The organism is Streptomyces chumphonensis (genome assembly GCF_014779715.1).
Lineage (GTDB): Bacteria > Actinomycetota > Actinomycetes > Streptomycetales > Streptomycetaceae > Streptomyces > Streptomyces chumphonensis.
This window is the reverse complement of sequence record NZ_JACXYU010000005.1, coordinates 94,773-119,033: the sequence shown is the minus strand read 5'-3', so window position 1 is coordinate 119,033 and position 24,261 is coordinate 94,773. Positions and strand designations below refer to the sequence as shown.

Annotated in this window: 21 protein-coding genes; 3 read left to right on the top strand and 18 right to left on the bottom strand. The window is 73.4% G+C overall.

All coding sequences use genetic code 11. The annotated features are described in order from the left end of the window. Positions 1 to 36 precede the first annotated feature (36 nt). From IF129_RS12385 to trpS, 3 genes are all read right to left on the bottom strand, one after another. Positions 37 to 993, bottom strand: coding sequence for a YihY/virulence factor BrkB family protein (locus tag IF129_RS12385; protein ID WP_191209646.1), 957 nt, complete (start codon positions 991 to 993; stop codon positions 37 to 39). 129 nt (positions 994 to 1,122) lie between these two features. Beyond that, positions 1,123 to 1,713 (bottom strand): 2'-5' RNA ligase family protein, encoded by a 591-nt coding sequence (locus IF129_RS12380; RefSeq protein ID WP_191209645.1) that lies wholly within the window; start codon positions 1,711 to 1,713, stop codon positions 1,123 to 1,125. Positions 1,714 to 1,843: 130 nt separating this feature from the next. Further along, a complete protein-coding gene (trpS, locus tag IF129_RS12375) occupies positions 1,844 to 2,857 on the bottom strand; it encodes a tryptophan--tRNA ligase (protein ID WP_191209644.1) in 1,014 nt (337 codons plus the stop codon). Positions 2,858 to 3,132: 275 nt separating this feature from the next. Between trpS and rocD the strand changes: the two genes are divergently transcribed. Then, entirely contained in the window at positions 3,133 to 4,338 is a 1,206-nt protein-coding gene (gene rocD / locus IF129_RS12370) for an ornithine--oxo-acid transaminase (RefSeq protein WP_191209643.1), read from the top strand. A gap of 63 nt (positions 4,339 to 4,401) precedes the next feature. Here rocD and IF129_RS12365 read toward each other — a convergent pair whose 3' ends face one another. From IF129_RS12365 to IF129_RS12340, 6 genes are all read right to left on the bottom strand, one after another. Continuing rightward, positions 4,402 to 5,139: a DUF4333 domain-containing protein gene (locus tag IF129_RS12365; RefSeq protein WP_191209642.1), complete on the bottom strand. Its 738-nt coding sequence runs from the start codon at positions 5,137 to 5,139 to the stop codon at positions 4,402 to 4,404. Positions 5,140 to 5,263: 124 nt separating this feature from the next. Then, positions 5,264 to 6,235 carry a glycine betaine ABC transporter substrate-binding protein gene (locus tag IF129_RS12360; RefSeq protein WP_191209641.1) on the bottom strand — a complete coding sequence of 324 codons (972 nt, stop codon included), beginning with the start codon at positions 6,233 to 6,235 and terminating at the stop codon, positions 5,264 to 5,266. A gap of 123 nt (positions 6,236 to 6,358) precedes the next feature. Then, positions 6,359 to 8,479 carry an ABC transporter permease gene (locus IF129_RS12355; protein WP_191209640.1) on the bottom strand — a complete coding sequence of 707 codons (2,121 nt, stop codon included), beginning with the start codon at positions 8,477 to 8,479 and terminating at the stop codon, positions 6,359 to 6,361. Beyond that, positions 8,476 to 9,576 carry a quaternary amine ABC transporter ATP-binding protein gene (locus tag IF129_RS12350; protein WP_191209639.1) on the bottom strand — a complete coding sequence of 367 codons (1,101 nt, stop codon included), beginning with the start codon at positions 9,574 to 9,576 and terminating at the stop codon, positions 8,476 to 8,478. Before IF129_RS12350 ends, IF129_RS12355 begins: the two co-directional genes overlap by 4 nt. Further along, positions 9,576 to 11,228, bottom strand: coding sequence for a GMC family oxidoreductase (locus IF129_RS12345; protein WP_191209638.1), 1,653 nt, complete (start codon positions 11,226 to 11,228; stop codon positions 9,576 to 9,578). The genes IF129_RS12350 and IF129_RS12345 overlap by 1 nt, the downstream gene beginning before the upstream one ends. A gap of 117 nt (positions 11,229 to 11,345) precedes the next feature. Then, entirely contained in the window at positions 11,346 to 12,863 is a 1,518-nt protein-coding gene (locus IF129_RS12340; protein ID WP_191209637.1) for an aldehyde dehydrogenase family protein, read from the bottom strand. A gap of 188 nt (positions 12,864 to 13,051) precedes the next feature. On the opposite strand from IF129_RS12340, the gene IF129_RS12335 reads away from it, so the two are divergent. After that, positions 13,052 to 13,795 (top strand): hypothetical protein, encoded by a 744-nt coding sequence (locus IF129_RS12335; protein WP_191209636.1) that lies wholly within the window; start codon positions 13,052 to 13,054, stop codon positions 13,793 to 13,795. 80 nt (positions 13,796 to 13,875) lie between these two features. Here IF129_RS12335 and IF129_RS12330 read toward each other — a convergent pair whose 3' ends face one another. The 4 genes from IF129_RS12330 to IF129_RS12315 form a co-directional block, all read right to left on the bottom strand. Further along, positions 13,876 to 14,865, bottom strand: a complete 990-nt coding sequence (locus IF129_RS12330; RefSeq protein WP_191209635.1) for a malate dehydrogenase — start codon at positions 14,863 to 14,865, stop codon at positions 13,876 to 13,878. Positions 14,866 to 15,158: 293 nt separating this feature from the next. Continuing rightward, positions 15,159 to 16,235 carry a DUF2690 domain-containing protein gene (locus IF129_RS12325; RefSeq protein WP_191209634.1) on the bottom strand — a complete coding sequence of 359 codons (1,077 nt, stop codon included), beginning with the start codon at positions 16,233 to 16,235 and terminating at the stop codon, positions 15,159 to 15,161. A 201-nt stretch (positions 16,236 to 16,436) separates the two neighbouring features. After that, positions 16,437 to 16,847 (bottom strand): DUF3017 domain-containing protein, encoded by a 411-nt coding sequence (locus IF129_RS12320; protein ID WP_191209633.1) that lies wholly within the window; start codon positions 16,845 to 16,847, stop codon positions 16,437 to 16,439. A gap of 3 nt (positions 16,848 to 16,850) precedes the next feature. Further along, positions 16,851 to 17,705, bottom strand: coding sequence for a bifunctional methylenetetrahydrofolate dehydrogenase/methenyltetrahydrofolate cyclohydrolase (locus IF129_RS12315; protein WP_191209632.1), 855 nt, complete (start codon positions 17,703 to 17,705; stop codon positions 16,851 to 16,853). Positions 17,706 to 17,975: 270 nt separating this feature from the next. Here IF129_RS12315 and IF129_RS12310 point away from each other — a divergent pair, with 270 nt between their 5' ends. After that, entirely contained in the window at positions 17,976 to 18,608 is a 633-nt protein-coding gene (locus IF129_RS12310) for a hypothetical protein (RefSeq protein ID WP_191209631.1), read from the top strand. A 61-nt stretch (positions 18,609 to 18,669) separates the two neighbouring features. On the opposite strand, the gene IF129_RS12305 is transcribed toward IF129_RS12310, so the two are convergent. The 5 genes from IF129_RS12305 to IF129_RS12285 all read right to left on the bottom strand — a co-directional run bounded on the left by IF129_RS12305 (position 18,670) and on the right by IF129_RS12285 (position 24,246). Continuing rightward, the gene (locus IF129_RS12305) at positions 18,670 to 19,947 is read right to left on the bottom strand and encodes a D-alanyl-D-alanine carboxypeptidase family protein (RefSeq protein WP_318153697.1); all 1,278 of its coding nucleotides are present in this window, start codon (positions 19,945 to 19,947) and stop codon (positions 18,670 to 18,672) included. Between the two features lie 169 nt (positions 19,948 to 20,116). Further along, positions 20,117 to 21,448, bottom strand: coding sequence for a metallophosphoesterase (locus tag IF129_RS12300; RefSeq protein WP_191209629.1), 1,332 nt, complete (start codon positions 21,446 to 21,448; stop codon positions 20,117 to 20,119). A gap of 25 nt (positions 21,449 to 21,473) precedes the next feature. Then, positions 21,474 to 21,803: an SCO4848 family membrane protein gene (locus IF129_RS12295; RefSeq protein ID WP_224754850.1), complete on the bottom strand. Its 330-nt coding sequence runs from the start codon at positions 21,801 to 21,803 to the stop codon at positions 21,474 to 21,476. 4 nt (positions 21,804 to 21,807) lie between these two features. Continuing rightward, positions 21,808 to 22,578 carry a TetR/AcrR family transcriptional regulator gene (locus tag IF129_RS12290; RefSeq protein ID WP_191209628.1) on the bottom strand — a complete coding sequence of 257 codons (771 nt, stop codon included), beginning with the start codon at positions 22,576 to 22,578 and terminating at the stop codon, positions 21,808 to 21,810. A 90-nt stretch (positions 22,579 to 22,668) separates the two neighbouring features. Next, positions 22,669 to 24,246, bottom strand: a complete 1,578-nt coding sequence (locus tag IF129_RS12285; protein WP_191209627.1) for an alpha/beta hydrolase — start codon at positions 24,244 to 24,246, stop codon at positions 22,669 to 22,671. Between the last annotated feature and the right edge of the window lie 15 nt (positions 24,247 to 24,261).

Below are 24,261 nucleotides of genomic sequence, written 5' to 3'. Positions count from 1 at the left end.
AGATGTGTGGGCGTCGGGTGGGCGGGGGCGCCCCGGTCAGGCGGCGCCCCCGGCGGGTGCCGGGCGGTCCGCCGTCCGGTCACCCCCGCCGTCCGCCTCCTTCGGATCGGTGGGCCCGACGCGGGCCTCGGGGTCGGCGTCGGCCGCGCCGTCCTCCGTCGCCGTCCACGCGGCGCAGAACAGCAGCAGCTTGGCCATCAGGTTGATCCACACGAGCAGCGCGACGGGCACGCCGAACGCGCCGTACATGCTCTTGCCCGCGACGCCCGTGAGGTAGCCGCCGATCAGCAGCTTCAGCAGCTCGAAGCCCACCGCGCCGATGAGCCCGGCGGTCAGGAGGGCCCGCCGCCCGGGGCGCACCCCCGGCACGCGCGTCAGCAGGTACACCAGGAGCAGGAGGTCGACGCCGACGGCCGCGAGGACGGGCACGATCCGCAGCAGCCAGCCCGCCGGACCGTCGCGCTCGACGCCCAGGGCCCCGGCCGCCCAGTCCACGGCGCCCACCGTGAACGCCGATCCGGCCAGCGACACCACGACGACCCCGCCCAGCCCGGCCAGCATGGCCAGGTCCTTCGCCTTGGCCAGGACGGGGTTGACCTCCTCGTCCGGCAGCAGCCATACCTCCCGCAGGCACTGCCGCAGCGACTCCACCCAGCCCAGTCCGGTGAAGAGCAGCGCCGCACCCGCGATGACGCCGACGGTGGCGGCGTTGTCGACGAAGGACTGGATGCCGATCTGGTCGGAGATGCCGGGCACCTGGTCCGACAGCCAGTCCTGCGCGGTGTCGATCTGCTCCTGGCTCAGGAAGGCGGCGGCGATGGCGGCGCCGAGCGCGATCATGGGGAAGAGCGCGAGGAAGCTGGTGAAGGTGACGGCCGCGGCCAGTCGCGTCCAGTGCGTCGTGTCCAGCCGTTCGTACGCGTGCCAGACGTGCGTCTTCATGAGCCGCACGACGAGCGGGCCGATGACGGGCAACCGGGTCAGCCATTCCATGACCCCCCTTCTACCCCCGAGAGACGGTGCCAAGGGGGCCGACAGGCCCGGAGCGCTGTCGACAGGCCCGGAGCGCTGCCGGGAGGCCCGGCGCGGTTCGCGGGGTGACAGGGCGGCGGCCCCGGCGCGCTAGGGCGCCGGGGCCGCCGGGCGTGACATCCCCGCCTGTCGGGGGACGGCCGGCAGCGGCGGTCTGCCGGGGAAGCGGAACTCCCGCACCAGGCGCCACACCCCGTCGTCGGTGCCCTGCTCGTAGAGGGCGAAGCCGGTGATCAGCCAGGCCGCCTCGAAGTCGGCCAGCTCCTCCTGCGCCCGGTCCATCGAGGGCTCGTCGATGCCGTGCGCGACGGTGACGTGCGGGTGGTAGGGGAAGTTCAGCTCCCGCGCGAGCGGCCCCTCCGGCGCCCGTACCCGCTCCTGGAGTCCGGCGCAGGACGCCGCCCCTTCGGCGAGGCGCACGAACACGACGGGGGACAGGGGCCGGAAGGTGTCCGTGCCGGACAGCCGGAGCGGGAAGGGCTGCCCGGCGGCGGCGACGTCCGCCAGGTGCCGCTCGATGACCGGCCGGTCCGCCGCCTCCACCTCGGTCGGCGGGAGCAGCGTGATGTGGGTGGGGATGCTGTGGGCAGCGGAGTCCCCGAAGCCCGCGCGGCACTGCTGGAGCATGCTGCCGTACGGCTCCGGGACCGCGATCGATACGCCGACCGTGACGGTCCCCACGTCGTCTCCCTCCTGCGGTCCGGACGGAACGGATGAAACGGATGGTGCCAGTGGTGCGGGTGAAACCGGTGCTGCGTGTGGTGCGGGTGAACCGGGCGAGCGGGGCCCGCTGCCCGGTTCGGGGCGGTTGTCAGTGTTTCGCGGGCAGGAGGCCCACCTTGTCATAGGCGGTGGCGAGCGTCTCGGCGGCGACGGTGCGGGCCTTCTCCGCGCCCTTGGCCAGGAGCGAGTCCAGCGTCTCGGGATCGCCCAGGTACTCCTGCGTCCGCTCGCGGAACGGTGTCACCCAGTCGGTCACGACCTCGGCCAGCTCCGTCTTGAGGGCGCCGTAGCCCTGGCCCTCGTACCGCCGCTCCAGCTCGGCGACGGGCGTCCCGGTGAGCGTGGCGTGGATGGTCAGCAGGTTGCTGACGCCCGGCTTGCCCTCGGGGTCGTAGCGGATCTCCGTGCCGGTGTCCGTCACCGCGCTCCTGATCTTCTTCGCCGTGGTCTTCGGCTCGTCCAGGAGCGAGATGATCCCCTTGGGGGAGGAGGCGGACTTGCTCATCTTGACCGCCGGGTCCTGGAGGTCGTAGATCTTCGCCGTCTCCTTGAGGATGTAGGCCGCCGGCAGGTTGAACGTCCGGCCGAAGCGGCCGTTGAACCGCTCGGCGAGGTCGCGGGTCAGCTCGATGTGCTGACGCTGGTCCTCGCCGACGGGCACCTGGTCGGCCTGGTAGAGCAGGATGTCGGCGACCTGGAGCACGGGGTAGGTGAACAGGCCCACCGTCGTCCCCTCGGCGCCCTGCTTGGCGGACTTGTCCTTGAACTGCGTCATGCGGGACGCCTCACCGAAGCCGGTCAGGCAGTTCATGACCCAGCCGAGCTGCGCGTGCTCGGGCACGTGGCTCTGGACGAAGAGCGTGCAGCGGTCCGGGTCGAGCCCGGCGGCCAGGAGCTGCGCGGCGGCGAGCCGGGTGGAGGCCCGCAGCTCCTTCGGATCCTGCGGGACCGTGATCGCGTGCAGGTCGACGACCATGTAGAAGGCGTCGTGGGTCTCCTGGAGGGCCACCCACTGCCGGACGGCACCGAGGTAGTTGCCGAGGTGGAAGGAGCCGGCTGTGGGCTGGATACCGGAGAGCACGCGAGGACGATCGATAGCCATGCGGGCCATTCTCGCAGAGCGGCGGGGCTGATCGTCGTCGGCTGAGGCGGGGCGTCCGTCTCGTCGTGGCACACGGGCGGACGTCCGTGCGCCGTCCCGCGCCGAACCGCCGACCCTGCGCGCCCCCGGGGCGGACGGATGCTTCGCCGCGCACCGTCCGGTGTCCGGACGGCACGGTCCCGTTTCGCCAAGGGTGAGCGGGAATCCTCCGGACGGCGATAGAAATGACCGTGTGCGGCCCAACCCGCCGGACGATCCCACGAACGGAGCGTGCGATGCCCACTTCACCCGAGTTGATCGCCACCGCCGACGCCCACAGCGCCCACAACTACCACCCCCTGCCCGTCGTCATCAGCTCGGCCGAGGGGGCCTGGATGACCGACGTCGAGGGCCGCCGCTACCTCGACCTGCTGGCCGGGTACTCGGCGCTCAACTTCGGGCACGGCAACCCGCGGCTGATCGCCGCGGCCCGGGCCCAGCTGGACCGGCTCACCCTCACCTCGCGGGCCTTCCACCACGACCGGTTCGCGGACTTCTGCGTGCAGCTGGCCGAGCTGTGCGGCATGGAGGCCGTGCTGCCCATGAACACCGGTGCCGAGGCCGTCGAGACCGCGGTGAAGACGGCCCGCAAGTGGGGCTACCGGGTGAAGGGCGTGCCCGACGGGCGGGCGAAGATCGTCGTGGCCGCCGACAACTTCCACGGCCGCACCACGACGATCGTCAGCTTCTCCACCGACGCCGAGGCCCGGGCGGACTACGGGCCCTACACGCCCGGCTTCGAGATCGTGCCCTTCGGTGACCTGGCCGCGCTGGAGGCCGCGGTGGACGACGACACCGTCGCCGTCCTGCTGGAGCCCATCCAGGGCGAGGCGGGCGTCCTCGTGCCGCCGCCCGGCTACCTGGCCGGGGTCCGCGAGCTGACGCGGGCGCGGAACGTCCTGTTCCTCCTGGACGAGATCCAGTCCGGGCTCGGCCGGACCGGCCGGACGTTCGCCGCCGAGCACGAGGGCGTCGTGCCGGACCTCTACGTCCTGGGCAAGGCGCTGGGCGGCGGGGTGGTCCCCGTCTCCGCCGTCGTCTCCTCGCGGGAGATCCTCGGCGTCTTCCGGCCGGGCGAGCACGGGTCGACGTTCGGCGGGAACCCGCTCGCCTGCGCGGTGGCCCTGGAGGTGCTGGCGATGCTGCGCACCGGGGAGTTCCAGGAGCGGGCGGCGGAGCTGGGCGAGCACCTGCACCAGGAGCTGGCCGCGCTGACGGCGGACGGCCGGGTCACGGCCGTCCGGGGCCGGGGGCTGTGGGCCGGGGTGGACATCGACCCGGCCGTGGGCACCGGCCGGGAGATCTCCGAGAAGCTGATGGCCAAGGGCGTCCTGGTGAAGGACACGCACGGCTCGACGATCCGGATCGCCCCGCCGCTGACGATCGGCAAGGAGGACCTGGACCGGGGGCTGACCGCCCTGCGCGAGGTCCTCGCGGCCTGAGGGGCACGGGCCGGGGAGCGGACGCCGCTCCCCGGGCCCGCACCGGGCGGGCTCCGGAGCGGGTCAGCCCCCGACGGGCGTGAACTGCGGGCCGAACGAGTCGGTCGTCACGTCGAAGGTGCTGAACTCGCCGGTGTCGCCGTACTTCGTCCACACCTGGCACCGGTGGCCGGTGTCGGCGCCCCGGTCGACCGCCTGGACGGGCGGGATCTCGTCGCAGGTCAGCTTCTGCTCCACCTCACCGGTGGCGTTCTCGCCGTGCCGCGTCCACCACGCGTCGTAGACGCCCTGGGCGAGGAGGAGGTCCTTCTTCGCGTCCGCGTCGTACTGGATGAAGAAGGCGCCCTCTTCGTAGTCGTCCTTGATCGTGACCTCGAAGGGGACCTCCACGCCCTCGTAGGTGGCGGTGCACTCGCTCGTGGCCGACGCCTTCAGCGTGACGCCGTCCGGGCACTCGGCGCTCGTCTCGCCGTTCACCTTCGCCTGGCGCAGCAGCGTCTCGCGCAGCCGGTGCTCGACCTTCTCGGTGAAGTCCGCGTCGCTGCCGGGCTCCGGCTGAGGCGTCTTCAGGTCCTCGTTGGACTCGACGACCTCCGACCGCCCCTCGGTGATCTCCACGGCGAGGAACTCGCCGTCCCCCTCGCCGTCCCCCTCGGCTCCGCCGTCGTCGTTCCGCTGTGCCCCGTTCGCGGCGGAGTCCGTCGTCTTCTTGCCACCGCCGTCGCCCCCGTCGTCCGAACCGCACCCCGCGGTGAGCAGGGCGGCGGCGACGACGGCTACGGCGATCTTCGTTATCCGCATGCGCCCCACCCTAGAAGGCGGTCCCGGCGCCGGGACACGGTGGTCGACCGCGTGCGAGGAGGGCCCGGCCGCACCCGGCCGGGCCCTCCTCGACCGACGTCAGGACATCGGAGCCGTCACGGCGTCAGCTCTTGGGCAGCCACGCCTTCCAGACGTCCTCGTGCTCGGCGGCCCACTCGGCCGCGGCGTCCTCCTCGGCCATGCCCTCACCGGCGATCATGCTGGCGACCTCGTTCTGGTCCTCGGTCGACCACTGGAAGTTCTTCAGGAACTCCGCCGCCTCGCCGCCGTTCTCCGCGAAGTCGGCGTTGAAGTACTTCTGGAGCATGAGGGTGTCGTAGCCGCACTCGGTCTTCTCGGCCGGCTCGTTGCAGCCCTCGGTGTACTCCGGCAGCTCGACCTCGACCATCTCGATCTGGGCGTTCATCCACTGCGGGTCCCACCAGTAGGTGAGGAAGGGCTCCTCGGCCTCGTAGAGCCGCTGGATCTCCTTGAGCTGCGCGGCCTCGCTGCCCGTCGGGAGGATCTTGTAGTCCAGGTCGTGGTTCTTGATCAGGTGCTTGTCGTAGGTGGTGTACGACGGGGCGGCACCGATGAACTGGCCCTTGTCGCCGGACTCGGAGGTCTTGAAGTCGTCGACGAAGTCGTTGAGGTTCTCGTAGTCCAGGACCTCGGGGTTCTCGTCGGCGAAGTACTTCGGCACGAACCAGCCGATGTGGCCGGTCACGCCGAGGTCGCCGCCTTCGACGACGGTCTTCTTGTCCTCGACGTAGAGCTCCTCCTTCTTCGGGACGCCGCCCCAGTCCTCCAGGATGGCGTCGGCCTTGCCGCCGTGCAGGGCGTCGAAGGCGACCGGCTCGTCCATCTGCTTGATGTCGACCTTGACGTCCATCTCCTCTTCGAGGATGTGGGCGGCGACGGCGGCGTTGGCCTGTGCGCCGACCCACGACGGGACGGCGATGGTGACCTCCTTGGCACCGCCGCCGTCGCCGCCGGAGGCGGAGTCGCCGTCGGTCTCGGCGGCACAGGCGCTCAGCGCCAGGCCGAGGACACCGACGCCGGCGATCAGGGAGGTGCGGATCGGGGCTCTGCTCATGGTGGGGCTACTTCCGTATCTCTCGGAACTTCGGGGTCCGCCGGGTCCGGCGGCCCCCGTCGTGCGTGCGGGGGGTGGTGGCGGCGGCCGAGGAGGCCGCCGCCGGGGTCGTGGGGTGGGGCGTCAGCGCCCCTCGGTGCGGGCGGGCTGGGTGAGCCGGTCGAGCAGCACGCCCAGGCAGACGATCGCCGCGCCGGCGGGCAGGCCGAGAGCGAGGTCGCCCTTGGACAGGCCGGTGATGACGTCGATGCCCAGCGCGCCGCCGCCGACCATGCCGGCGATGACGACCATGGACAGCACCAGCACCACGCCCTGGTTGACCGCGACCAGCAACGACCGCCGGGCGAGCGGCAGCTGCACCTGGAGCAGCTGCTGCCGCGTCGTCGCGCCCATCGAGCGGGCGGCCTCCAGGGCCGCCGGGTCGCTCTGCCGGACGCCCTGCGCGGTGATCCGGATGACGGCGGGCAGGACGAACACCACGGCCGCCGCGATCCCGGCCATGCGGCCGACGCTGAACAGCGCGATCACCGGGATGAGGTACACGAACTGCGGCATCGTCTGCATGGTGTCCAGCAGCGGGCGCAGCCACCGCTCCACGCGGGGCACCCGGGCGGCCAGGACGCCGACGGCGAAGCCCAGCAGCAGCGTGATCACCAGCGCGACGAGCACCTGGGAGAGCGTGTCCATGGACTTCGTCCACAGGCCGAGGACGCCGATGACGCCCAGGGCGGCGCTCGCCGTGAGCGCGGCCCGCCAGCGGCCCACGGCCCAGCCGAGCGCGGCGACGAGGACGAGCAGCGCCCACCACGGGGTGGCGTTCAGCCCGTCGCGCAGGGGGTTGAGGACCCCGTTGGTGACGCCCTCCGCCCAGGTGAGGGTGCCGCCGACGACGGGCACACCCGAGCCGAGGCTCTTCTCGATCCACTCGGTGGCGTCGTTGACGTACGGGGTGATGCGGAACGTCCACTCGCGCGGCCACTCCTCCTCGCCCAGCCTCGGGCCGAGGGCGGACAGCACGGCGGCCAGAGCGCCCAGGCCCAGCCAGGACGGCCAGCCCCGCAGCCGTGCGAACCGGCCGGGGGAGACGGTGAACGGGGAGCGAAGGAGCGGCCGGGTGCCGGCCTTCCGCGGCGCCTCGGCGGCCGGGGAGGGCGCGCGCGTCTCGGACTCCTCCAGCCGCGCGCCGGCGGCGGCGGTCGTCCGGTCGAGCAGGACGGCGACGAGCACGATGGCGATGCCGGCCGTCAGCGCCTGCCCGACGTTGACCTTGCCCAACGCCCGGTAGATGACGTCGCCCAGGCCGCCGGAACCGACCACCGAGGCGAGCACCACCATGGACAGGCACATCATGATCGTCTGGTTGAGGCCGAGGAGCATCTCCTTGCGGGCCAGCGGCAGCCGGGCCGTCCGCAGCCGCTGCCACGGGCTCGCGCCCAGCGAGGCGGACGCCTCCAGGGCGGCCGGGTCGGCGCCGCGCAGACCCAGCGAGGTGAGCCGGGCCATGGGCGGGGCCGCGTAGATGACGGTCGCGACGAGCGCCGACGGCACGCCGATGTCGAACAGCAGGACGAACGGCAGCAGGTAGGCGAACGCCGGCATGACCTGCATGAGGTCGAAGACGGGCCGCAGCGCGCGGTCGCAGGCGTCGGAGAGTCCGGCGGCGATGCCGAGCAGCAGGCCGAGCAGCGCCGCGGCGGCCACCGCGACCGTCATCAGCGCCAGGGTCTCCATGGTCGGGTCCCACATGCCGAGCACGCCGACGACGAGGAACACGCCGAGGGCGGTGGCGGCGGTGCGCAGCGCGCGCGGACGCAGTCCGGCACCGCCCGCGTACCAGGCGAGGACCGTGCCCAGCAGGGTCACGCCGACCCAGCCGAGGCCCTCGAAGAGGCCTATGAGGGAATCAACGGCGAGTTCGGCGTTGTTGCTGACGTGCAGGAGGAAGTACAGGAAGAGCCAGTGCGAGTCGCGGTTCTCGACCAGCCAGGCGTTGAGGTCCTCCAGCGGCGTGGTGACGTCGACCGTCATCCCGGCGGGCCAGGCGCCGGAGCCGGTCACGAAGGCGCTGACGAGGACGAGGACGGCCGCGAGGGCGACCAGCAGGGCGGAGGGGCGGGCCGCGAGGCGGGCGGCCAGAGCGGCGGCCGGGCCCGGAGGCCGGGCGGCGGGCTCCTTCGCGGAGACGGTCTCGGTGGGCGGCTCGCTGGGCCGCTCGTCTCTCTTCTCCAGGGCGGGGGCGCTCATATCGCGCCTGCCTTCTCGCCCCGGGGCTCCCCGCCGTGCCCCGAGTCGAGCCCCGCGACGACGGAGAGCAGCCGGGAGTGGCAGACCACGCCGAGGACGTTGCCGTCCTCGCCGACGCGGACGTGCTCGCCGGTGCGGGCCACCGCCTCGATGGCGTCGACGACGCGCGTAGAGGGCGGCAGCACGGCGCCGGTGATGGCCTCGTCGCCCACCGCCGGACGCATGGCCCGGCGCAGGGTGATGACCTGCTCGCGCGGCACGTCGCGGACGAAGTCCCGCACGTAGTCGTCGGCCGGTGCGGCGACGATCTCCTCGGGCGTGCCGAGCTGCACCACCCCGCCGTCGCGCATGAGGGCGATGCGGTCGCCCAGGCGCAGCGCCTCGGAGAGGTCGTGGGTGATGAAGACCATCGTGCGGCCCTCCTCCCGGTGCAGCCGGACGACCTCGTCCTGCATGTCGCGGCGGATCAGCGGGTCGAGGGCGCTGAACGGCTCGTCGAACAGGAGCACCTCGGGGTCGGTGGCCAGGGCGCGGGCGAGGCCGACGCGCTGCTGCTGGCCGCCGGAGAGCTGGCCGGGACGGCGGTCCCCGAGCCGGTCCAGGCCCACCTTCGCGAGCATCTCCTCGGCGCGGGCGCGGCGTTCGACCTTGCCCATGCCCTGGATCTCCAGGCCGTAGGCGATGTTGTCCAGGACGGTGCGGTGCGGCAGCAGGCCGAAGTGCTGGAAGACCATGGCGGCCCGGTGCCGGCGCAGTTCGCGCAGCCGGGACTTGTCCATGGCGCGGACGTCCTCGCCGTCGATGTGCAGCGTGCCGCTCGTCGGCTCGATGAGCCGGGTCAGGCAGCGCACCAGCGTCGACTTGCCGGAGCCGGACAGTCCCATGACGACGAAGACCTCGCCGGGGTGCACGTCGAAGGAGACGTCGCGGACGGCGGCGGTGCAGCCGGTGCGCGCGGTGAGTTCCGCGGCACTCAGCTCGCCCAGCCGCGCGTCGCCGGGTATCCGCTCGGCCTTCGGGCCGAAGACCTTCCACAGGTTGCGGACCGCGAACACCGGTTCGGTGGCCGCACCCTGAGCGTGCTCGGTGGTGGACATCAGGCAACACCTCCCGGTGTGGTGGGTTCCTCGTGGGAATCGTGGGGGTTCCGCCCCGACGGTCCGGCCCGCAGCAGGTCGGCGGCCTTCTCGCCGACCATGAGGACGCCGATCATCGGGTTGACGGCGAACATCGTGGGGAAGACGGAGGCGTCGGCGATCCGCAGGCCGCTCAGGCCGCGCACCCGCAGCTGCGGGTCGACGACGGCCAGCGCGTCGTCCTCGGCGCCCATCCGGCAGGTGCCCGCCGGGTGGTAGACGGTGTGGGCGACCTGGCGCGCGTAGGCGCTCAGCTCCTCGTCCGACGTCACCTGCGGTCCGGGGCACACCTCACGGCGCAGCCAGCGCGCGAACGGCTCGGTGCGGGCGATCTCGCGGGCCAGCCTGATGCCGTCCACGAGGGTGCGGCCGTCGTAGTCGTCCTCGTCGGTGAAGTAGCGGAAGTCCAGGGCCGGCTTGACGTCCGGGTCGGCGCTGGTGAGGTACAGCCGGCCCCGGCTGCGGGGCTTGGGGATGTTCGGCGTCATCGACACGCCGTGCGGGGGCCGTTCGTAGCCGATGCGCTCCGGGTTGTCCGTGAACGGGATCTGGTAGAAGTGGAACATCAGGTCGGGCCCGGCCGCCTCGGGGTCCCGGCGCACGAACAGCCCGGCGTCGGAGTCCATCGCGGAGTTGTCCGGGATCGGCCCGTCCGTCTCCCACACGATCACCGACTCGGGGTGGTCCAGCAGGTTCTCGCCCACGCCCGGCAGGTCGCGCACGACGGGGATGCCCAGTTCCGCGAGGTCCGCGGCCGGTCCGAGGCCCGAGTGCAGCAGCAGCCTCGGGGTGTCGACGGCGCCCGCGCACACGACGACCTCGCGGCGGGCGCGCAGCAGCGACTCGGTGCCGTCCGCGGCGCGCACGTGCACCCCGGTGGCCCGCTCGCCGTCCAGCTCCAGGCGGAACGCCCAGGTCTCCAGCAGCAGGTCCAGGCCCGGCCGGTCCCCGGCGGCCAGGTGCGGGTGCAGGTAGGCGACGGACGCGGAGGAGCGCTTGTTGTCCTCCGGGTGGTAGGCGAGGTCGAAGAAGCCCGCGCCCTCGTGGAAGGGCGCCGCGTTGAACCCCTCCACGCGGGGGACGCCGGTGGCGGTGACGGCCGCCTCCACCCAGTCGCGGGCGATGGCGTTCCGGTCCTTCTCGTGCACCGGCACGATGTTGTTGCGCAGCTTCCCGAAGTAGGACTCCATCGAGGCGGCGTTCCAGCCGGACGCCCCGGCCTCCTCCCACTCGTCCCAGTCGGAGGGCAGCGGCTTGAAGGAGATGAGCGTGTTGTGCGAGGAGCAGCCGCCCAGGACCTTCGCGCGGCTGTGCCGGATGTGGCTGTTGCCGCGCGGCTGGATCGTGGTGGGGTAGTCGTAGTCCAGCTCACCGCCGAGCAGCCCGAGCCAGCGGCGCAGCGTCAGCACCTCCGGCCGGTCGACGTCGGAGGGGCCGCCCTCGATCAGGGCGACGGTGACGTCGGGGTCCTCGGTGAGGCGGGAGGCGATGACGGAACCGGCCGTCCCGCCGCCGACGATCACGTAGTCGTAGACGCTGCTCCCGCTGGGGGCGCCGTCCGCGCCGTCCTCGCGCCGTCCGCCGCGTCCGGGGTCCGGGTCGTTGCTGCTCATGGCGGTGTGGTGCTCCTCGGGGTGGTGCTGTGCGGACCGGTTCGCGGTCCGCCGGGGTGGTGCGGGGGACGTGGGGTCGGGGGTGGAGGGTGGCACGGTCGTCGCGGCCGGGCGGGGTCAGCCGCCGAACCAGCGGACGGGGGCGGGACGCAGGTTCTCGTAGACGTGCTTGGTCTCGCGGTACTCGGCCAGTCCGGCCGGTCCCAGCTCGCGTCCCACGCCGGACTTGCCGAAACCTCCCCACTCGGCCTGCGGGAGGTAGGGATGGAAGTCGTTGATCCACACGGTGCCGTGCCGCAGCCGCGCGGCGACGCGCCGGGCGCGGGCGGTGTCGGCGGAGAACACGGCCCCGGCGAGGCCGTACTCGGTGTCGTTGGCCAGGGCGACGGCCTCGTCCTCGGTGTGGAAGGTCTCCACGGTCAGGATCGGGCCGAACGTCTCCTCGCGGACGACGCTCATCTCGCCGTGGCAGTGGTCCAGCACGGTCGGCAGGTAGAAGTAGCCGCCCTCGGGGCGGACCTCGCTCGGCTCGGGCCGCGCGCCGCCGCAGCGCAGCGTGGCGCCGTCGGCGAGGGCGGCGGCCACGTACGCCTCGGTCTTCTCCAGCTGCTGCCGGGAGACGAGCGGTCCGCACTCGACACCCTTCTCGGTGCCCCTGCCCAGACGTATGAGCGACGCCCGGCGGGCCAGCTCGGCGACGAAGCGGTCGCGCACCGGCTCCTCGACGATGAGCCGCGCACCGGCGGAGCACACCTGGCCGCTGTGGATGAAGGCGGCGTTGAGCGCCTGGTCGACGGCCGTGTCGAAGCCGTGCTCGGTGGCGCAGGCGTCGGCGAAGACGACGTTGGGGTTCTTCCCGCCGAGCTCCAGGGCGACCTTCTTCACGCTCGGCGCGGCGGCCTGGGCGACCTTCACGCCGCTGGCCAGTCCGCCGGTGAAGGACACCAGGTCGACGTCGGGGTGTTCGGCGAGCCGGGCGCCCACGGGGTCGCCGGCGCCGGTCACGAGGTTGCCCACCCCGGCGGGCAGCCCGGCCTCGTCGAGCAGCTCGAGCAGGCGCACGGTGGACAGCGGTGTCAGCTCGCTGGGCTTGACGACGAAGGTGTTGCCCGCCGCCAGGGCCGGTGCGATCTTCCAGCTGGCCTGGAGCAGGGGGTAGTTCCAGGGCGTGATCATCGCGCAGACGCCGACGGGTTCGTGCACGACCACGCTGTGCACGTCCGGGTCGCCCGCGTCGACCACGCGTCCGCCGGACTCGTTCGTCACGAGGTCGGCGAAGTAGCGGAAGGCCGCCGTGACGTCGTCGACGTCGACCCGGCCCTCCTCCAGCGTCTTGCCCGTGTCGCGGGACTCCGTGCGGGCGATCTCCTCGCGGTCCCGCTGGAGCAGGTCCGCGGTGCGGCGCAGCAGGGCGGCCCGTTCGGCGACGGGAGTGCGCGGCCAGGGGCCGGCGTCGAAGGCGCGCCGGGCGGCCCGGACGGCGTCGTCGGCGTCCTCGGCCGACCCCTCGGCGACCACCGCCAGCACGGTGGCGTCGGCGGGGTCGATGACCTCGCGGGTGGTCCCGGCCGTCGCGGCGCGCCAGACGCCGTCCACGTGGACGGTCGTCGGCTCCGGCACGTCTTCTGAATGCATTTCCTTGCTTTCTGCCCGTTTTGCACTGCGCCAGACACACTGGCAACGGGCACCCCTGCCCCGAACCTGCGATCTCATGCCCGTGAGTATTCGATAAGTGGCCTTCATCACGCTGGAGGTCGAGTTTCGGCCCCGACCTCTACGTTGGGCGGGTGGCACAACTGACAACACGGGGAAGGTACGTGCGCGTGCGAAAGCAGTACAGGACGCCGGCGCTGGCAGCGGCGGCGGCTCTCATGGCGGTCGCGGGTCTGAGCGCCTGCGGCAGCGAGGGCAACGGCCTGGCCGAGAAGTCGGGCAAGGAGGTCTCCGAGGAGGCCGGCAAGGCGCTGAAGGACGTCACCTCGTTCCAGATGCAGATGGAGTCCGAGCAGGACGGGGCCACTTTCTCCATCGACCTGACGATGGACCGCGACGGCAACTGCGTCGGGAAGATCGACCAGGGCGAGCAGGGCACGGCCGAGATCGTCAAGCAGGGCGACAAGGTCTGGATGAAGCCGGACCAGAAGTTCTGGGAGACGCAGGGCGGCGCGAACGGCGTGGCCGCCTACGAGCTCTTCAAGGGCAAGTACATCGCCGGCACCACTCAGGACCCGATGCTGCAGGGCATGGCCGGCAGCTGTGACCTGAAGGCCCTCCAACAGGACATCAACAGCGACGACGACGGCACCACCTGGTCCGACCCGAAGGAGGGCGAGGTGGACGGCAAGAACGTCGTGACCATCAAGGGCACCTCCGAGGAGGACGAGGAGGAGACCACGATGCACGTCGCCGCCGAGGGCACGGCGTACCCGGTGCAGATCGTGAGCGTCGAGGGCGGCGCCGAGACGACCCTCGGGTTCGGCAAGTTCGACGAGGGCGTGCCGGACGACGTCCCCTCCGAGGACGAGTCCTTCGACATCTCCAAGCTGGAGCAGGCCGCCGGCAGCTGAGCCGACGCGCCCGGCCACGCCGGAACGCCGAACGGCCCCCGCATCGCGGGGGCCGTTCGGCGTTCTGCGGGCGGAGGCGCTCAGAGCAGGCCGAGACCGCGCACCGCGTCGCGCTCCTCGGCGAGCTCCTGGACGGAGGCGTCGATGCGGGCGCGGGAGAAGTCGTTGATGTCCAGGCCCTGGACGATCTTGTACGTCCCATCGGCGCAGGTGACGGGGAAGGACGAGATGAGGCCCTCCGGGACGCCGTAGGAGCCGTCCGAGGGAATGCCCATGGACGTCCAGTCGCCCGCGGGGGTGCCGTTGACCCAGGTGTGCACGTGGTCGATGGCGGCGTTGGCGGCGGAGGCGGCCGAGGACGCGCCGCGCGCCTCGATGATGGCGGCACCGCGCTTGGCGACGGTCGGGATGAACTCGTCCGCCAGCCACGTCTCGTCGTTCACGGTCTCGGCGGCGTTCTTCCCGGCGACCTCCGCGTGGAAGATGTCCGGGTACTGGGTGGCCGAGTGGTTGCCCCAGATCGTCAGCTTCCTGATGTCCGTGACGGCGGTGCCGGTCTTCTTCGCGAGCTGGGTCAGCGCGCGGTTGTGGTCGAGGCGGGTCATCGCCGTGAAGCGCTCCGCCGGTACGTCCGGCGCGGCGGCCTGCGCGATGAGGGCGTTGGTGTTGGCCGGGTTGCCCACGACGAGGACCTTGACGTCGTCGGCGGCGTGGTCGTTGATGGCCCTGCCCTGCGGCTTGAAGATGCCGCCGTTGGCCTCCAGGAGGTCGCCGCGCTCCATGCCCTTGGTGCGCGGGCGCGCGCCGACGAGGAGGGCGACGTTCGCGCCGTCGAAGGCGACGTTCGGGTCGTCGCTGATCTCGATGCCCTCAAGGAGCGGGAACGCGCAGTCGTCGAGCTCCATGGCGGTGCCCTCGGCGGCGCCGAGGGCGGGGGTGATCTCCAGCAGGCGCAGCTTGACGGGGACGTCCGGTCCCAGCAGGTGGCCGGAGGCGATGCGGAAGAGCAGCGCGTAGCCGATCTGGCCGGCGGCTCCGGTGACGGTGACATTGACGGCGTTGCGGGTCATGGCGGTCTCCGTTGAACCTGACGATGGCGGCTGGACCTCCGGACCGAGGACGAAGTCTCTCTACGTCAAGAGATCCGGCGTCAGGCTATCGCGCCCGGCGGTGGCGGCGACGGCAGGGCGGTGGCACGCGCCGGGCCCCGACGGAGTGCGGGGCGGCCGCCCGCAGAGGGAGGGGGTTGCGGGCGGCCGCCCCGGACGCGGTGCCGCGCCCGTGGGGGGATGACGGTGTTGTGCCCCGTATCCCGCGACCCTATGCACAGCGGGTGCCCGACCCGTCGCGTCCGCGAGCCGCGTCAGCGGACCGTGCACCCCTGCGACGCACCGGCCCGCTCGACGCAGATCCGCACGACGTCCGGGCTCTTCGCGGCGACCATCATCGTGTAGCCCTCGGTGTTCCCGCCCAGGTCCTCGCTGGCCTCCGCGTCGGTGTCGGCGGTGATCACGACGGTGTCGCCCGGCTCGGCGGCGCCGATCCTGGCCCAGGCGGCCTTGCACACCTCGCTGTAGCGCACCTCGACGTAGGCCGTCCCGATCATCGCGTCCGACGTCGTCTCGGCGTACTGCCCGCCGCAGCCCATGAGTTCGGGGTCCTCGCCGGTGCAGTCGGCGCCGCTGCACAGCACACCGTCGGGCAGCTTCGGCTCGGTCGCCTTACGCGGCGGGGGCGTGGGCTCGGCGGCGGCCTCGTCGCCGCCCCCGGGGAGGTCGACGAAGAAGAAGGTGGCGGCCAGGACGGCCAGCGCGCTCACCCCGCCGGCGAGCAGCATCGTGAGCCGTCGCCCCCCGGACGGCCCCTCGGCCGGGCGGGCGGTGCGGCCCGCGCCGGGCCGACCCGGCGCGGGCCGGGGCCCCCGGGACGCGGGCCGGGGCGCGGGCTGGGACGCGGCCGGGGCGCCCGGGGCGGCCTCCGGCGAGGTGCGCAGGGCCGTCGTCGCGGCGTCGCCGGCGGCCGGGACGGCGCCCGGGGCCGGACGCCCGGGGGCGTTCCGCTGCCGTCTGCGGCCCCCGGCGGCCTGGGCCCCGGCCGCCTCGGCGGCCTCCAGGGCCTCGCGCGCCTGCGATATGCGGATGGCCTCCATCGTCATGTCGTGCCGCATCTCGGCCCGGCTCCAGGCCCGTTCGGCCAGCTCCCACAGGGTCGCCAGATGCCGCACGTCGGTACCGGTGACGTCGGCGAGCGCGGAGACGGCCCCCTGCGGCGGCAGCAGCCGTCCGCCGAGGTAGCGCTCCCACGACGTCTTGCTGTAGCCCGTCTTGTCCGACAGGGCCGAGAGGCTCAGCCCGCTGCGGTCCACGAGCCGGCGCATCTGACTCGCGAAGTCGCGGATCTCCGGGTCCAGTTCCTCCGGTAGCGGCTTCCAGCGAGGCATGCCGATGACCTCTCTCTCCCCGGTCGTGCTGGTGTTCCGTCCTCGCGCACCGCCGACGGTCGCCACGGGCCGGGCACGAACATCCGACCAGTGTGCCACTCGTCGGTGGGGGGAACGGCACGTCCGTCCGGTTCCACGCACGAACGGTGCGCGGCGGTTCCACGCCGACGGTGGTCCCCCGCGCCGGGTCCGCGCCGGGCGCTAGCGGACGAGGTAGCGGATGACGTCCTCCAGGAACGGGATCTCCAGCACCGGTCTCGGCTGCGCCATCAGCCCCAGAACGATGATGAGCGAGCCGAGCAGGCCGTACGTCAGCATGTCCGTGAACCGGGAGCGCACGGCCAGCATGCCCACGTTCGGCACCACCCGGCGCAGCACCGCACCGGCCAGCAGCGAGCCGCCCACGACGAGCACACCGAGCCGCATCTCGCCGAGGACGATCAGCAGCCCGGCCCCCGTCCCGGCCAGCACCGTCAGCAGCGGCCACTGGCGGTACGGCGCGGGGGCGTCGCCGCCCGCCGCCCGGCCGCCGCCCTCGGGCCGGGCGGTGTCGCGGGTGAGGACGGGGAAGCGCCGGGTGCGGCGGCGCGGCGCGCTGGAATCCGCTCCCATGGCTCAGCCCGCGTTCCGCTCGGCCGCGTCCACGACGTTGGCCAGGAGCATCGCCCGCGTCATCGGGCCGACGCCGCCCGGGTTGGGCGAGAGCCACCCGGCCGTCTCCGCGACGCCCGGGTGCACGTCACCGGCGATCTTCCCGTTCTCGTCACGGCTCACGCCGACGTCGAGCACGGCCGCACCGGGACGGACGTCCTCGGGCTTGATCAGATGCGGCACGCCGGCGGCCGCCACGACGATGTCGGCCTCGCGCAGGTGCGCTGCCAGGTCGCGGGTGCCGGTGTGGCACTGCGTCACCGTGGCGTTCTCCGAGCGGCGGGTCAGCAGCAGCGGCAGCGACCGCCCCACCGTGATGCCCCGGCCGACGACGACCACCTCGGCGCCCCTGATCGGCACCTCGTGGCGCCGCAGCAGCTCGATGATCCCGTTCGGCGTGCAGGGCAGGGGCGCGGGGACGCCGAGCACGAGCCGGCCGAGGTTCGCCGGGTGCAGCCCGTCGGCGTCCTTGTCCGGGTCCATCAGCTCCAGCACCCGGTTGGTGTCGATGCCCCGGGGGAGCGGCAGCTGCACGATGTAGCCGGTGCACTCCGGGTCCTCGTTGAGCTCGCGGACGACGGCCTCGATCTCCTCCTGCGTCGCGGTGGCGGGCAGTCGGCGCTGGATGGAGGCGATGCCCACCTGGGCGCAGTCGCGGTGCTTGCCCGCCACGTACTTGTGGCTGGCCGGGTCGTCGCCCACCAGCACGGTGCCCAGTCCGGGGCGTACCCCCCGGTCCGCCAGGGCCGTCACCCGGGTGGCGATTTCGGACTTGATGGTGGCCGCGGTGGCCTTGCCGTCGAGAATCTGCGCGCTCATGCCCCCATCCTCCTTGATGCCCGGCCTCCGTCTCCACTCCGCCCGCCGCCACGGGCCCGGTAAGAGCTTCGTCACGGTCGGCGAGCGCGGCTGGACAGGCGGTCCGGGCGGACCGGATGATGACCGCAGTGCCGCGGGCCGAAGGGGACGGCCGCGGGGGAGGCACGGGGAAGGCGCTTGCGCCCGGCCCTCGGGCCGGAGCCCGCGGGTGCCCCGGTGACCTGGCCCGGGCGCGTCCGATCGTCCCCACCACGCTTTCGAGGTTCCGCCGTGAGTCACCCGAGCCAGCCCAACCCGTACGGTCAGCCGCCGCCGTACGGCTACCCGTCGGTGCCGCCGCAGCAGCCCCCGCCCCAGCACCACCCGGCGCCGGGCTACCAGGCGCCGGGCTACCCGTCGGCGGGCTATCCGGGCGGCTACCCGCAGTACCCCGGCGGCATGCCGCCGACGCGGACGGGGATGCCCGGCGTCGTCGTCACCGCCCGGGTGCTGCTCTTCGTCGCCGGTGGCCTGTGGCTGCTGCTCGCCATGCTGGGCGTCTACCTGATGGCCGAGTCGTCGAAGCCGTACTACGAACGTCCCGCCTTCGGCGGCGTGTCCGACGACCTCTACGTGGTCGGCGTCGTCCTGCTGTGCGTCAGCCTGGCCATGGGAGCGCTGCACATCACCGTCGCCTCGATGTTCGGCAGGGGCCGCACCGGCGTCCGGGTCATGGCGATCATCACGGCGGCCCTCAACACCCTCGCGGCCGGACTCGCGTTCCTCAGCTCCCTCACCTCCGACGAGTCGGTGGACGGTTTCGGGGTGCTCATCCAGGTGCTGTGGCTGGTGACGGCGATCCTGACGCTCGTCTTCCTCTGCGTCCGCCCGGCCGGCCAGTGGTTCAACCGCCCGCAGTTCTGACCGGGGCCGTCACCCGCCGGCCGGCGGGCGTCCGCGTACGGGCCCGGCCGCCGGGTCCCGGTCAGTCCCGCGCGGTGGGCCAGCGCCGGTGCACGAACCAGACCGCGGCGGCCAGGACGGTGCCCGTCGCCGCGATGAGGCCCACGGCGGTGCTGACGCCCGAGGCCCCGGAGGCGGGCGGCTCGGAGGCCGTCAGCCCCGCGGCGGTGCCCTCGGCGTTCTTCTCGTCCCCCACCGGGGTCGGATCCCCGGGCGGGGCCTGCGCGCCGCGCGGCGGGACGAGTTCGCCGACCGGGGTCACCTTCCCCGCCGCCGCGAAGCCCCAGTCCAGCAGGTCGGCCGTCTCCTCGTACACGCGGTTGGCCCCCTCGTCGTCGTCGGGGTGCATGACGGTGACCAGGAGGGTGCGCTCCCCGCGCTGCGCGACGCCGGTGAAGGTGTAGCCCGCCTCGGAGGTGAAGCCGTTCTTCACCCCGGCCAGCCCCTCGTACGGTTCGAGCCCGTGGGAGCCGATCAGGAGCCGGTTCGTCGTGCCGATGGCGAAGTGCTCGCGCTCGCGTGGCCCGTCGTCCTCCTTCGGCTTCTTCTTCCCCTCCTCCGCCCACTCGCCGGGGAAGTCGGCCTCGGCGGTGGCCGCGTAGGCCCGGAAGGCCGGCTTCTGCATCCCGGAGCGGGCGATGAGAGTGAGGTCGTAGGCGGAGGACGTCTGCCCCTCGGCGTCGTAGCCGTCCGGGCTGACGACGTGGGTGTCCCGCGCGCCGAGGGCCTCGGCGTGCTCGTTCATCTCCCGCGCGGTCTTCTCCAGGCCGCCGTTCATCGCGGCCAGGACGTGCACCGCGTCGTTGCCGGAGCGGACGAACACCCCGTTCCACAGGTCGTGCACGGTGTACGGGTGGTCCTCCTCGATGCCGACCGCGCTCGAATTGGTGCCGAGTTCCAGGAGGTCCTCCCGCCGCACCTCGTAGACGGTGTCGGCCTCGAACTTCGGCAGCAGCGTGTCGGCGAAGAGCATCTTGATCGTGGAGGCCGGTGCCAGCCGCCAGTGGGCGTTGTGCGCGGCCAGGACGTCACCGCTCTCGGCGTCGGCCACGATCCAGGAGCGCGCGGTGAGCTTCTTCGGCACCTTCGGCGCCCCCGGGCCGAGCGCGACCTGGGTGCCGGGCAGGCCGAGACGTTCGCCGCCGACCGTGGACATGTTCTCCGGCGGCTTCGGCGGCTTCGCCTCGTCGGCCGCCGCGGGGGCGGTGGTCGCTCCGCTGAGCAGGGCGGGCAGCAACACCGCCGCCGCCACCGTCGTACGGGCGGCGGTGCGCCGGGAAGTATGACGAATCGTGTCCACGGGGGGAACGTACAGCGTGTGCCGACACTCCGTTAGCCCAGGGGCGGCACCCGGGTGACCACCCGGTCGGCCGCACGACACGCGGCGATCCGGTGCGGCGTGGCCGCCCGTCCGGGTGACCGCACGGCGGGGCGACGCGACATCGCCCGGGACCGGACGGCGGCCCGGCTCAGGCACCCCGCGCGGCCAGTTCGACCACGGTGATGTCCGGCTCCGCGCCGACCCGCACCGGCGGCCCCCACGCGCCGGCGCCGCGCGTCACGTAGAGCTGCGTGTCGCCGTACCGCTCCAGCCCCGCCAGGGTGGGGTTGGCCAGGTCCGCCAGGTACGTCCCCGGCCACATCTGGCCCCCGTGGGTGTGCCCGGAGAGCTGGAGGTCGACGCCGTGCTCGACCGCGTCGTGGATCATCACCGGCTGGTGCGCCAGCAGCACGGAGGCGCGCTCCGGTGCCCGGTCGCCGAGGGCGGCCTCGTAGTCCGGGCCGTCGCCGTAGTCCTCACCGGCGATGTCGTTGACGCCGGCCAGGTCGAAGCCGGCCAGCTCGACCCGCTCGTTCTCCAGCGGACGCACGCCCAGCTCCCGCATGTGGTCGACCCACTGCTCGGCACCGGAGAAGTACTCGTGGTTGCCGGTGACGAAGTACGCGCCGTCCCGCGAACGCAGCCTGGCCAGCGGCTCGGCGGCCGGCCCGAGGTCCGCCACGGAACCGTCCACGAGGTCCCCGACGATGGCGACGGCGTCCGCGTTGACCCGGTTGATGACGTCCACGATGCGCTGGGTGTGGCCCCGGCCCAGGACGGGCCCGATGTGGATGTCGCTCACCACCGCGATCCGGTAGCCGTGCGCCCCGCGCGGCAGCTTGGCCAGCGGCACCGTCACCCGCTTCAGCCGGGGCCCGACGCCCAGCATGCTGTAGGTCCCGTACCCCACGGTCCCCGCCGCCACCACACCCGCCGTGACGGCCGCCGTCCGGGCGACGAACAGCCGGCGCGAGGGATCGGACGGACCGGGCCCGTCGGGGGCGGCCCGCGTGGACCCGGGCGGCGGCTCCGCGGACGGCCGCCCGGGTCCCTCCGGGGCGTCCGTCGGGCCGGAGGCGTCCGCCGGGACGGTGCCGGTGCCCTGCGGCGCGGTCACCAGCTCCTGCCGGGGCTCCGGCGCCGGAGCGGGCCGCTCCGCCCGCGCCGCCCGCCGGGCGAGCAGCCGCCGGGCCAGCGGGCGCACCGGCTCCAGCGCGAGGAGGGCGAGCAGCAGGTAGACGAGCAGCGCGAACCACATGAGGCCGGGCCACGCCAGCAGCTGCTGCACGACGAACGGCGCCTCCATCCGCCCCGCCGTCTGCCCCGCGACGGCGAGGAGCGGCAGCACGACGGCCAGGGCCGTCCCCACCCGCCGGTAGACGCCGCGCGGCGCCGAGACGTCACGGACCAGGCGGCGCCACAGGTAGTAGTGCGCACCGCCCAGCACACCCACCACGAGCCCCAAGAACACGAACACCATGTGACGCTCTTCCCCGCCCTATCCGCTATGCGACGTCGTCTCTGTCTTCGCCAACGCCGCCACCCGCACCGGCGTTCCCGGCGTTCCGCCGGTGGCCCTCGGCGCCCCCCGCGACGGGCGGGCGGCGCAGGGCCCGCAGCCCCCGCAGCCCGATCACGCCGATGGCCGTCCCGAGCGCGAAGGACACGACGGCCAGGCACAGGTGCACCCAGAAGTAGCCCGTCGGGTCGCCCGCGTCGTCGAAGGCCAGCCCGCTGGAGTCCTTCCACAGGTTGCGCACGAAGGTCGTCCACACGAACCACGACCACACCCCGAACGCCAGCAGGAACCAGGAGACGGGGCGGGAGAGCTTCATGACCTCAAGTATGCGGGGGACCGTCCCGGCCCCGGCCCGCGGCCCCCGCCGCCGTGGGCAGCACGAAGTCCTCCAGCACGTGCCGCACGTCCCGCACCAGCGGACGCAGCACCCGCCACCGCGAGAGCGCGACGGCCCGGGCCGTCAGCGGCGCCGTCCGGTCCGCCAGCGCACGGGACCGGGAACAGCCCGGGGAGCGGTCGTACACCCAGTACAGGACGAGCCCCATCTGGTGCAGCCACAGCACCTCCGGCAGCAGCTCGGCCAGCTCCGGGTCACCGTTCACCCGGGCGCCGGACAGCGCCTCCCGGAGCAGTGCGACGGCGGCCTCCCGGGCCGGCCGGGACTCCGGGGAGAACGGGCTCAGCGGGCTGTCCGGGTCGGCCGCGTTCCGGAAGAACTGGGCCGCGAACCCGTGGTACGGCTCCGCGACGTCGAACCAGGTCAGATACACCCCGCGGAGCCGTTCCGTCAGGTTCCTCTCCTGGGCGAGCACCGTCCGCGCCGCCGCCCGGTGCTCGGCGCCGATGCGCTCGTAGAAGCCCTGGACGAGGTGCTCCTTGGAGGCGAAGTAGTAGTAGGCGTTCCCGACGGACACGCCGGCCTCCGAGGCGACGGCCCGCATCGTCGTCCGGTCGTAGCCGCGCTCCTCGAACAGCCGCAGCGCGGTCTCCAGGATGAGCGTCCTGGTCTGCTCGCTCTTGGGCCTGCGCCGGGGCGCACCCCCGCCAGGTGCCCCGACCGCACCCTCCGCGTCCTTCGCCTCACCCGCCACACCCCGCAGCCTAGACGCGGCAGGACGCCGACCGGCAGCAGCGCGAGCGCGGCGCCCCCCGACGTCCGGCCCGGTCTGTCCGGACTGCGGTCAGGTGTCGCAGGTGGTGCCGTTGTCGGGGACGTCCCCGCGCAGCAGGTAGGCGTCGACCGCGTCCTGTACGCAGGAGCCGCCCGCCAGGTAGGCGCCGTGACCCTCGCCGTCGACGGTGACGAGCACGCCGACGTCCTCGCCGAGTTCCTTCGCCATGCGCTCGGCGCCCTCGACCGGCGTCGCCGGGTCGCCGGTGGTGCCGATGACGACGACCGGGGCCGCGCCCTCGGCGCTCACCTCCGGGGTGTCGCGGGCGCCGGGCACCGGCCAGTCGGCGCACCAGCCGGCGGTGTCCCAGGCCAGGAACGGCCCGAAGACCGGGGAGACCTCCACGAAGTCGGGCAGGACGGCCCGGGCCTCCTCCGGTGTGGCGCGGTGGCTGTCGTCGGCGCACGAGACGGCCCGCTGGGCGTGTGAGGCGGCCTCGAACCGGCCCGCGTCGTCCCGTCCGTGGTAGCGGTCCGACAGGGCCAGCAGTCCGGTGCCGTCGCCGTTCTCGGCCTGTTCCAGTGCCTGCGTGAGCAGGGGCCAGCCCGCCTCGCTGTAGAGCGGCGTGACGATGCCGTACAGGGCCTGCGCCTCGCTGAGTCGGCGGTCGCCGTCGGTGGGCAGCGGTTCGCGGTCGATCCGCTCCAGCAGGTCGGCGATGCGCCGCGTCCCCTGCTCGGGGTCCTCGCCGGTGCTGTCGAGGTAGTTCTCCAGCGCCCGCTGGAAGCCGACGGTCTGGTGCCTGGCGTGCTCCACCGTGCCCGCCGTCGGGTCCACGGCGGCGTCCAGCACCATCCGTCCGACGTTCTCGGGGAAGAGGTGTGCGTAGGTGCCGCCCAGCGTCGTGCCGTAGGAGAAGCCGAAGTAGTGCAGCTTCTCGTCGCCGAGGACGTGGCGCATCAGGTCCATGTCGCGCGCCGCGTCGGCGGTGCCGACGTGCGGGAGCAGGTCGCCGGACTCCTCGTCGCAGTCCGCGCTGAGGGCCCGCGCCTCGTCCAGGTACTCCCGCTGCTCGGCGGCCGTGTCGGGCGTGACGTCGGTGCTAAGGGACTCCTCGATCTCCGCGTCGCTCTGGCAGCGCACCTTGGCGCTGCGACCGACGCCGCGCGGATCGAAGCTGACCAGGTCGTAGGAGGCGCCCAGGGTGGCGAAGGAGTTCTCGAAGCCGGGCAGCGCCGCCACGCCGGAGCCGCCGGGGCCGCCGAAGTTGAACAGCAGGGAGCCGACGCGCCCGTCCTCCCCAGTGGCCCGGGTGCGGATGAGGGCGAGGTCCAGGGTCTCGCCGCGCGGCTCGTCGTAGTCCAGCGGGGCCCGCAGCGTGGCGCACTCCCAGCGGTCGGCCGGAGGGGACGTGCCGGGCGCCGGGGCCTCGCACTCCTCCCACGTGAGGCGCTGGCCGGTGAGCTCCTCGGGCAGCGCCGGGGCGTCGCCGTCCGGCCGGACGGACGGGGAGCGCTGTGCGCCGTCCGACCGGTCGCCCTCGGTCCCGCCGCCGCTGCAGCCGCCCAGTGCCGTCGTCGCGAGCACGGCGGCGACGGCGGTGGCCGCCGCCCTGCGGTGTCCGCCGCTGCTGGTCCTGCGGAACACGTGGCCCCCCGCTCC